Origin of the sequence: Kitasatospora sp. NPDC057512 (assembly GCF_042802135.1) — a bacterium.
Classification (GTDB): domain Bacteria; phylum Actinomycetota; class Actinomycetes; order Streptomycetales; family Streptomycetaceae; genus Kitasatospora.
Genome location: NZ_JBHVET010000324.1, coordinates 1 through 8,927, shown reverse-complemented (window position 1 = coordinate 8,927; position 8,927 = coordinate 1). Strand labels below are relative to the sequence as shown.

Genomic DNA, 8,927 nt, shown 5'->3' with positions numbered 1-8,927 from the left:
CGGCTGAAACGGCCAAGCGCGCGGCTGAAGCCGAGGAGGCCGCCTCTGAAGCGGCCCGGCGCAAGGCCGAAGCCGACCGCGACGCCGCCGACGCCCGGCGCGTCCAGGCCGGGCACGAAGAGGAAGCGCGCACGGCCCGGGCGCGTGCCGCTGAAGCCCGCGAGCGCGCCGCTGAAACGGAGCTGCGCGCGGTCGAAGCGGAGGACGCGGCGAAGCTGACCCCCGCTGCCCGCGCCACCCGCCGCGTCGCCCGGATGATCCTCGCCGCCGGCGGCAACCCCGAGGCCGTCACCCTCCAGGCCATCGCCGAGGCCCTCGACGTCTCCCTCGCCACCGCCTCCGGACGCCGCACCGAGGCCGCCGAGCTGATCGCCTCCGGCTACACCCTCACCCCCGCCACCTGACCTCGAAGGAGACCGACGTGAAGACCTGCGACGACTGCGGCCAGGCCAAGCCGGACGTCGAGGACATCGTGGACCCGTACGTCCAGGACGTCTGCAACGAGGAGTGGGTGCGCCCGCTCTGCGACGCCTGCTACCGGCTGCTCTGCGAAGAGATCTGATCCTCTCCCCCCGGCCCCACCCCGCCACGCCGCACCCGGAGGACACTGTCATGGCCCTGACCACCATCGAGATCGTCAGCTTCGGCTACCTCCACGCCGACCTGCCCAGCGCGACCCTGACCCTCGACCTGCGTCGCCACTTCCGCGACCCGCACGTCGACCCGGCCCTGCGTCGGCAGAGCGCCCACGACCTGCCCGTCCGCCAGGCCGTCCTGGCCACCCCGGGCATCCGCGAGCTGATCGCGGGCACCGCGCTGCTGGCCGACGCCTACGACGCCGGCCCGACCGAGGCCCCGCTGACCATCGCCATCGGCTGCGCGGGCGGCCGCCACCGCGCCGCCACCGTCGCCATGGCCCTCGCCCGGCGCCTCGCCAAGACCGGCGCCACCGTCCGGCTCACCCACCGCGACCTCGACAAGCCCGTCGTCGACCGCTGAAGGAGCGCGTGACCTGATGCAGATCTTCCGCCGCAACCAGCAGCCGCAGTCCGGCCAGCAGCGCCGGGCCGCCGCCGTCCGCGACGCGGACCGCGACGGCCAGCGCCAGATCGACTCCCACCGCACCAGCCGGTCCACCACCGCCTGGCACACCGCGCCGGCGCCCCGCGCATGGTGGCGCTCCTCCTGACCCCGCCCCCGGTGGTGCACGCGCCCCCGCACGCTCCAGGTGTGCGGGGGGCGTGCACCATCCCTGAACAGGGAGAACCCTCATGGGCTACATCCTGTGCACGATCTTCCTCGCGGTGGACACCCTGATCATCATCGTCTGCCTCCGCGCGCTCATCCGGGGGGACCGATGACGATCCCCCCGCCGCCGTCCGAGCTGCCCACCGCCGGCATGCCCGCCCCCGACCCCGCGGTCGGCGAGTGGTGGCGCAAGGACGGCCCGCGTATCCCCGGCCCGGGCGGCGCCGTCTACACCCCGGTCCCGATCGGCACCGGCGCCGGCACCGCCGTCGGGGCACCCGGCGTCGCGGCTGCCGCCGAGGCGTTCTGGGCCCCGCTCGGCAAGATCCTGTCCGAGCAGGCCACGACGATCGCCTCGCAGGTCGGAGACCAGATCGGCCAGTTGCTGACCGAGACCGAGGCCCAGCGCCAGGCCCGTCAGCAGGTCGAGTACGAGGAGATGCTCGCGGGCCAGCGCGCCCGGATGGACGCCGCGCTCGGCAAGGTCGGGGAGAGCGCCCAGGAGCGTTCGGCGCGCCACCGCGTCGAGGACATCCTCACCCCCGACCGCCCTTCCCACCGGGACGACCTCGTCGGCCTGGTCGACCTCCTCGCGGACCGGATCTCCGAGACCCCGGAGGACCGGGCCGCCCGCAAGGCCGCCGAGCACGAGCTGGAGAAGCAGCGCGCCCGCGCCGAGGAGGACCGGGCCCTCGCGGCCGCAGGGGAGACCCCCGCCCAGCGCGACCTGCGCCACCGCCGCCAGCGCCTCGCCGACCAGCGCGAGGCCAAGCTCAGGGCCCGGCGCCAGCACCGCAAGGCCGCACGCGCCAAGGCCGGCTCCTCCGACCGCGCCCGCCGCGTCCGCCGCTGGTGCGTCCTCACCGCCATCTCCGCCATCGGCGGCTACTCCACCGGCCTGATCCAGGTCATCACCCCCGGCGGCCCCTACGTCGGCCTGCTGCTGGCCGCCGGCGGATGGGCCCTCGACCTCCACCTGCGCGACCGCGGGCGCCTGCGCGTGAGCGAGGTCCGCCGCCCCGTGCCCCTGCTGATCCTGATCGTCTCGCGCGTGCCAGTCGCCGCCGGCCTCGCCGTCGCCACCGGCCTCGGCCCCCTCGTCGCCGCCCTCCCCCTCTTCTAGCCCGTCAGGAGACAGACACCATGAGCAGCCTCATCGCGATGGGCGCCGGTGGCGCCGCCACCGTCACGACCATGTACCTCTACGTCGGTGTCCGCGGCAAGAACAAGATCACGATCGATGACGACCAGGTCCCGTTCTGGGCCTTCGGCATCGGCCTGCTGGCCGCGAACGCCGGCACCGCGTTCCAGCAGCTCAGCGGGATCGGCGAGCAGTTGGGCGCCTCCCTGCAGGGCAACGCGGCGCTGGGGGACTGGCAGACCGGCGCCACCGCGGCCGTCCTGACCATCGCGGTCTTCGGGTTCAAGCCCAGGCCGTGGAAGGACGCCCTGTGCGGGGCCATCGCCCCCAGCCTCTACGCCTCGGCCGGCGGGTTCTGGGCGATCCCCGCGTCCGTCCTCAGCGGCGTGCTCAACTCCTTCATCGGCTGAGGCACCGATGCCCACCCACCTCCAGGACGACCTCGCCCTGCACGCCGAGACCCTCGCCGCGTGGCGCGAACTGCGTGCCGCCGCCCGCGAGATAGAGGACCCCGAAGACCGCGCCGCCGCCCTCGAAGCCCTGAAGGGCAAGCGGCCCACACACCCCTACCTCGGCGGCCTCTCCCTCGCCGCCCTGCGCCAGGGCAACCGCCGCCTGCTCACCCCGCTCCGGACCCGCGCCGCCGACGTCCGCGCCGAGCACGCCCAGAGCCTCGGCGCCTGGAAGGAACGGCGCACCGAGGCCTTGAAGATCAAGGACCCCGAGCAGCGAGCCAAGGCCCTCGAAGCGCTGGGAGAGCGCCCGAAGCACCCCGTCCTGGTCGCCGCCGGGTGCGCCGTCGTCTGCTCCGTCCTGCTCGCCGGCGTCCCCGCCGTCCGCCACTACGCCCCGGTCGCCATCACCAGCGGCCTCACCCTGTGGATGGTCGCCGCCCTGATCCTCGGCCAGAAACCCGACCACGCACAGCAACCGTCCCCCGCCGAACCGGCCCAGGAGACCGCCTCCGGAACCGACGGTCACGGGCCCGACGCGGAGGTCGAGGAGGAGCAGGAGGAGGGGCCCGAGACCACCGCTCCGACCCCCGCCGAGACCCACATCCTGACCGCCTGCATGACCTCCGACAGCCGGTCCGTTCTCCTCACCGCTCTGGCCGCGAAACTGGCCGACGAACACCCCGGCTGGGAGTCCTCCACCAAGGCCGTCCGGACCCTCCTCACCGCGGCCGGCATCCCGGTCCGACCGGGGGTCCGTACCCCGGTCGGCAACGGGCCCGGCGTCCACCACGAGGACGTGCCGCCGCTCCCCTCCCCCTCCCGGGAGGGGGAGGGGGTCCCTGTTGTTGCCAACGTTGGCGCAGGTCAAAGCGCCAACACCAACACCAACAACACCGACAGCCGGGCCGGCCGAGAGGGGTTCGTCATGCGCGCCGACCCCGACAACCCCGCCCGGACGATCATCGTCCGCCACACCAACGCCGCCTGATCCACCGACCGCCTGAAAGGTCCACCGTGGACGACGACTTCAACACGTACGACTACGCCGACTACCCGACCCGCGAGGAGGAGAAGGCGTACGAGATCGCCCTCGACCTCGCCGACGAACAGCGCCACTTCGAGGAGGAGAAAGCCAACCCCCGCCCCGGCCACACCGAGCTGTGCGAGGGCTGCCGCGGCTCCGGCACCGGATACGAGGAGGAGGTCTGGGACAACGAGGTCCTGGATGTGGTGGTCGTCGCCCACGGTGACTGCCCCGAGTGCGGCGGCTGCGGCTACTACGACTGCGACGGCACCTGCGAGTTCGCCCAGACCCCCGCCGAGATCTGACCGGACTGCCCACCGGCCGTGCCGCCCGGACCACCGCCGCAGCCAGCGGCCGGGGCCCGGACGGCGCGGGGGATCGGCAGACCGCTCCCACACAGCACGAAGCCCCACACCAACCGGTCAGTTCTTGGCAGATCGCCGGTAAGTGCGGGGCCGTGCATCCCAATCAGAGATGGACTAAGCATGCCCCAGTTCGACTACTCCACGCTCATCGTCATCGACGACACCGCCGACCGGGAGAGCGCCAGCGACGGCCACTCCCGCTACGGCGCCTACATCGCCCGCCACGCCGGCCACTTCCACGAGGACGGCGAACCGCTCCGTCCGGCCGAGTTCGCCGCCGCCGCGTGGCGCACCGCCATCAGCCCGGTCATGGCCCCGGGCTACGCGGCCGTGCGCCCGGACATCGACCGGATCGAGGTGTACGTCGACCCCGACGGCGGCGCCCAGCTCTGCGCGAAGATCGGCCTGCGGCACAGCGTGCTCGCGCACCGGCCCGCCGGCCGCCTGCTGGACTGGGAGCGCGCCCCGTGGTCCCGCCCCGGCGAGGCGTGGCCCGCGCTGGCCAGCCCCGAGCGCACCGACCGCCCCGCCGTCCTGGTGACCGCCACCGTGCTCCTCCCGGTCCCCGACGCCATCCTCGTCACCCCCACCACGGCCCGGCCCGGGCACACGCTCACCGACGAGGCCAAGACCGTCGTCGCCACCCTCGCCGAGCACGCCAACCACAACCTCGCCCCGCTCGTCGCCGACCTGCTCGGCGGTGTCCGGTGAGCGGACCGGCCACCAGCTCGTTGAGCATCGAGTACGCCCCGAACGTGATCCCGTTCCGGCCCGAGCCCGCCGAGGTCAAGGCCGCCGAGCAGGCCGTCATCGGCGCCGCCCTGCTCGACCCCGCCCAAGTGCCGGCGCTGGCCGCCCAGCTCGGCGATCCAAGCGCCTTCTACCACCTGGCACACGAGACGATCTGGCGCACCATCGTCCGCATGGCCGACGGTGAACGGCCGGTCGACCCGGTGCTGCTGGCCGGGGTCCTGCGCGCCCAGGGCGACCTGGTCCGCGTCGGCGGGCCCGGCTACCTGCACACCTGCATCGCGGCCACCCCGACCGCCGCGAACGGCGACTACTACGCCGAGATCGTGCGCGTGGCCGCCGAGCGGCGCCGCATCAACACCGCCACCAGCCGCCTCGCCTACATGGCCGGCGACGACCAGGCCGACCTGGACGCCGTCCGCACCGCCGCCCTCGCCGCCCTCGCGGACCTGGCCTCCGGCGAGACCTGGCTCGATCCCGTCCCGCTCGGCGCTCACGGCACGCTGCCCACCTTCCCCGTCCGGGCCCTGCCCGGGTGGGTGGGCACGTACGTGGATGCGGTGGCGGAGTTCACCCAGACCCCGGTCGACATGGCCGCCACCATGTCCCTGGCCGCGTTGTCGACCGCCGCCGGCGGGCGGGTGGGGGTGGAGATCCGGCCCGGCTGGCGCGAGCAGTCCAACCTCTACCTGGTCTGCGCGATGCCGCCGGCCAGCCGCAAGTCCGACGTGTTCGCGTTCATGACCGGCCCGGTCTACCGGGTCGAGGACGAGCTGCGGGCCGAGTCCCGGGCCCGGATCATCGAGGCCGAGACCGCCAAGGAGACGGCGCTGGCCGAGGTCGAGGCGCTCATGGCCAAGGCCCGCAAGAACCCCGACCTCGACCGCGCCCACCTGGTAGCCGAGATCTCCGGCGCCCGGATGCTGGCCGACGAGATCGTCGTCCCGCCGACCCCGCGGCTGACCCTGTCCGGGGACATCACCCCCGAGACCGTCACCCACCACCTCGGCGTCCACCGCTGCCTCGCCGCCCTCAGCCCCGAGGGCGACCTCTTCGACAGCATCGCCGGCCGCTACAGCAGCAAGCCCAACCTCGGCGTCTTCCTCCAGGCCCACAAGGGCGAGCGGCTCCAGGCCGACCGGATCACCCGCGAGCAGCCGACCGTCGACAAGCCCGCGCTCACCATCGGCGTCACCCCGCAGCCCGCCGTCCTCCAGGAGCTCGGCGCCGCTCCCGGCGCCCGGGACCGCGGCCTGCTCGCCCGCTTCCTCTACTCCCTCCCGCCCTCCAACCTCGGCTACCGCAAGATCCGGACCGCCCCTGTCCCCGAACCGGTCGCCACCACCTACGACGTTCGCCTGTCCGGGCTCCTGCGCACCCTCACCGCGCTGGACGAGCCGGTCGTCGTGAAGATGACCGAGGCCGCCGACCTCGCCGTCGAGAAGTTGCAGGAGAAGTTCGAGGTCCAGCTCCGCCCTGACGAGCCGCTCGCCCACATCAAGGACTGGGCGGGCAAACTCGTCGGCCACATCGCCCGCATTGCGGTGCTCCTCCACCTCGCCGACCACGTCGGCGGCGACTGGCGCGCCCCCGTCGAGGCCGCCACCGTCGACCGCGCCGCCGAGATCGCCGAGTACTACACCGCCCACACCCTGGCCGTCTTCGACCTCATCGCCGCCGACCCCGCCACCGAGGACGCTCACGCCCTCCTCCAGTGGCTCCAGCGGCCGAAGAAGGACGGCAGCCACCGCACCCACATCAAGGCCCACGACGCCGTCGCCAGCAGCCGCCGGTTCAAGAAGGTCGCGGACGTCGAGCCCGCTCTGCAGCTGCTCGAACAGCACGGCTGGCTCCGCACCGACCAGCCCCCCGCGAGCGGCCAGCGCGGCCGACCGCAGGCTGTCACCTTCCGTGTCCATCCGGCGCTGAGCGCCCCCGCAGGTACGGACCCGAGCACGTAACCGTCAGGAACGTCAGGACAAAGCCCTGACCTGGCAATACGCCGCCGGACGGGCCGTCAGCGCACGTCAGGGCTGTCAGGGATAGCCGAGATCTCCTGACAGTCCTGACAACCCCTGACGCCCGGCCAGGAGCCGTATCAGCAGGTCAGCGAGTTCCCCTGACATGCCTGACGCTTCCGCCCTCTGCCGCCGCCCGCGAGAGGGCTAGCAACACTCCGCAGTCACCCTCCGCACCCACAGCAGGAGACTTCGCCATGCCCAAGCGCGAACTGCTCAAGCTCCCCGTCGTGCTCGCCGAACTCGACATGTCCCGTGCCGCCTTCTACCGGATGCGCGCCCGGGGCCAGGCGCCGCGCCTCATCAAGCTCCCCAACGGTCAGGTCCGGGTCGACCGGGCTGACCTGGACGCGTGGCTCGCCGCCTGCGAGGTGGCCGCCTGATGCCCACCTCCTACAAGGTCACCTTCTGGGAGCACCGCCACCGGCCCGACCGCCGCAAGCCCTGGCAGGTGCGGTGGACGGTGAACGGCCTGGAGTTCTCGGAGTCCTTCCTCACCAAGACCCAGGCGGACGGCCGGAAGGCCGTACTGCTCGTCGCGGCGGGCTCCCACGAGCCCTTCGACACGGAGACGGGCCTCCCCCTCTCGGAGCTGCGCAAGCTCAAGGAGGAGGAGAGCGCCGTCACCTGGTACCAGCACGGGCGGAACTACGTCGAGGCCCGCTGGGACGGCGCCCCGGCCAAGACGCGGACGACCTGGGCTGACGCCCTGGCCAGCGTCACGTTCGAGCTGGTCAGGAGCAAGACCGGCATGCCGGACAAGCTCCTCGTGCGGCGCGCGCTGTACGGCTGGGCCTTCAACGTGAACCGCTGGACCGACGAGCCGCCGGCCGACGTCGCCAAGGCCCTGGCCTGGGTGGCGCGGAACTCGGTGGACGTGTCGGAGCTGGCGGACCCGAAGATGGTCCGCCGCCTGCTCGCCGCCCTCTCGGTGAAGCTGGACGGCACCAAGGCCGCCGCCTCCACCACGCTCCGGAAGCGCCGGATCCTGAACCACGTCCTGGGCCGTGCCGTCGAGGACGGCCTCCTGACCGTCAACCCGCTGCCGTCGGTGCAGTGGCAGCCGCCTCGGGCCGAGGATGAGGTCGATCCCGAGTACGTCATGAGCCCCGAGCAGGCCGTCGCGATGCTGGAGGCCGTCGGCCGGCAGGGGCGGCGCGGGCCGCGGCTGGTGGCGTTCTTCGCGTGCATGTACTACGCGGGCATGCGTCCGGGCGAGGTGGTCCACCTGCGCAAGGACCGGTGCGTTCTCCCGGCGGAGGGCTGGGGGAAGCTCAACCTCAACGGGAACAGCCCCCGCGTCGGGTCGTCCTGGACCGACAGCGGGGCGTCCCACGATCCCCGCGGCTTGAAGCACCGGGCGGAGTCGGCCACCCGGCCGGTACCGATCCCGCCCGAGCTGGTGAGGCTGCTGCGGGAGCACATCGAGCTGTACGGCACGGCTCCCGATGGCCGGCTCTTCCGGACCTTCCGGAACGGCATGGTGCAGGAGAGCGGGTACGGCGTCGTCTGGGCGGCCGCGCGGGCAGAGGTCTTCAGCGAGGAGGAGCGGGCCACCCCGCTGGCCAAGCGCCCCTACGAAGCCCGGCACGGCGGGGTTTCACTCTGGCTGGCGTCCGGCGTGCCGGTGGCCGAGTGCGCTCGGCGAGCGGGGCACAGCATCGCCGTCCTGCTCCGGGTCTACGCGAAGTGCATCCACGGCGACGAGGACCACGCGAACCAGCTCATCACCGAGCGGCTCCAGCGCCGCGCGGCGCCCCCGACGGGGGGTTCCTGAGTTTGGTCCGCGCCTGGTCCGGAACCGCTGGTCAGGACTGGGATCCGGGCGAAACGAGGTGAGACAAACCAGGCAAAACGACCATCCGGCGTGACCGGTGTTCGAGCACAAGAAAACGGCCTCTGATCTGCGTTTCCGCAGCTCAGAGG

The 8,927-nt window shown here is 73.0% G+C and carries 11 protein-coding genes and 1 pseudogene; all 12 read left to right on the top strand.

The window, feature by feature from the left end; genetic code table 11:
• Positions 1 to 404: pseudogene (locus ACFU6K_RS21355) on the top strand (hypothetical protein); the annotation flags it as partial.
• 17 nt (positions 405 to 421) lie between these two features.
• Positions 422 to 562: a hypothetical protein gene (locus tag ACFU6K_RS21350; RefSeq protein WP_380665266.1), complete on the top strand. Its 141-nt coding sequence runs from the start codon at positions 422 to 424 to the stop codon at positions 560 to 562.
• A gap of 50 nt (positions 563 to 612) precedes the next feature.
• Positions 613 to 999, top strand: coding sequence for an ATPase (locus ACFU6K_RS21345; RefSeq protein WP_380665264.1), 387 nt, complete (start codon positions 613 to 615; stop codon positions 997 to 999).
• 16 nt (positions 1,000 to 1,015) lie between these two features.
• Positions 1,016 to 1,189, top strand: coding sequence for a hypothetical protein (locus ACFU6K_RS21340; protein ID WP_380665262.1), 174 nt, complete (start codon positions 1,016 to 1,018; stop codon positions 1,187 to 1,189).
• Between the two features lie 168 nt (positions 1,190 to 1,357).
• The gene (locus tag ACFU6K_RS21335; RefSeq protein WP_380665260.1) at positions 1,358 to 2,371 is read left to right on the top strand and encodes a hypothetical protein; all 1,014 of its coding nucleotides are present in this window, start codon (positions 1,358 to 1,360) and stop codon (positions 2,369 to 2,371) included.
• Between the two features lie 20 nt (positions 2,372 to 2,391).
• Positions 2,392 to 2,799, top strand: coding sequence for a hypothetical protein (locus ACFU6K_RS21330; RefSeq protein ID WP_380665258.1), 408 nt, complete (start codon positions 2,392 to 2,394; stop codon positions 2,797 to 2,799).
• Between the two features lie 7 nt (positions 2,800 to 2,806).
• The gene (locus ACFU6K_RS21325; RefSeq protein WP_380665256.1) at positions 2,807 to 3,832 is read left to right on the top strand and encodes a hypothetical protein; all 1,026 of its coding nucleotides are present in this window, start codon (positions 2,807 to 2,809) and stop codon (positions 3,830 to 3,832) included.
• Between the two features lie 26 nt (positions 3,833 to 3,858).
• Positions 3,859 to 4,173, top strand: a complete 315-nt coding sequence (locus ACFU6K_RS21320) for a hypothetical protein (protein ID WP_380665254.1) — start codon at positions 3,859 to 3,861, stop codon at positions 4,171 to 4,173.
• Positions 4,174 to 4,353: 180 nt separating this feature from the next.
• Positions 4,354 to 4,944: a hypothetical protein gene (locus ACFU6K_RS21315; protein WP_380665252.1), complete on the top strand. Its 591-nt coding sequence runs from the start codon at positions 4,354 to 4,356 to the stop codon at positions 4,942 to 4,944.
• Positions 4,941 to 6,944 (top strand): DUF3987 domain-containing protein, encoded by a 2,004-nt coding sequence (locus tag ACFU6K_RS21310; protein WP_380665250.1) that lies wholly within the window; start codon positions 4,941 to 4,943, stop codon positions 6,942 to 6,944. Before ACFU6K_RS21315 ends, ACFU6K_RS21310 begins: the two co-directional genes overlap by 4 nt.
• Before the next feature lie 254 nt (positions 6,945 to 7,198).
• The gene (locus ACFU6K_RS21305; protein WP_380665248.1) at positions 7,199 to 7,384 is read left to right on the top strand and encodes a helix-turn-helix transcriptional regulator; all 186 of its coding nucleotides are present in this window, start codon (positions 7,199 to 7,201) and stop codon (positions 7,382 to 7,384) included.
• Positions 7,384 to 8,778, top strand: coding sequence for a tyrosine-type recombinase/integrase (locus ACFU6K_RS21300; protein ID WP_380665246.1), 1,395 nt, complete (start codon positions 7,384 to 7,386; stop codon positions 8,776 to 8,778). Before ACFU6K_RS21305 ends, ACFU6K_RS21300 begins: the two co-directional genes overlap by 1 nt.
• Positions 8,779 to 8,927: the final 149 nt, after the last annotated feature.

Excerpts from the sequence above, each read along its gene's own strand:
- ACFU6K_RS21340 (WP_380665262.1), top strand. The coding sequence starts at position 1,016 with ATGCAGATCTTCCGCCGCAACCAGCAGCCGCAGTCCGGCCAGCAGCGC.
- ACFU6K_RS21300 (WP_380665246.1), top strand. The coding sequence starts at position 7,384 with ATGCCCACCTCCTACAAGGTCACCTTCTGGGAGCACCGCCACCGGCCC.
- ACFU6K_RS21345 (WP_380665264.1), top strand. The coding sequence starts at position 613 with ATGGCCCTGACCACCATCGAGATCGTCAGCTTCGGCTACCTCCACGCC.
- ACFU6K_RS21315 (WP_380665252.1), top strand. The coding sequence starts at position 4,354 with ATGCCCCAGTTCGACTACTCCACGCTCATCGTCATCGACGACACCGCC.
- ACFU6K_RS21330 (WP_380665258.1), top strand. The coding sequence starts at position 2,392 with ATGAGCAGCCTCATCGCGATGGGCGCCGGTGGCGCCGCCACCGTCACG.
- ACFU6K_RS21325 (WP_380665256.1), top strand. The coding sequence starts at position 2,807 with ATGCCCACCCACCTCCAGGACGACCTCGCCCTGCACGCCGAGACCCTC.
- ACFU6K_RS21335 (WP_380665260.1), top strand. The coding sequence starts at position 1,358 with ATGACGATCCCCCCGCCGCCGTCCGAGCTGCCCACCGCCGGCATGCCC.
- ACFU6K_RS21305 (WP_380665248.1), top strand. The coding sequence starts at position 7,199 with ATGCCCAAGCGCGAACTGCTCAAGCTCCCCGTCGTGCTCGCCGAACTC.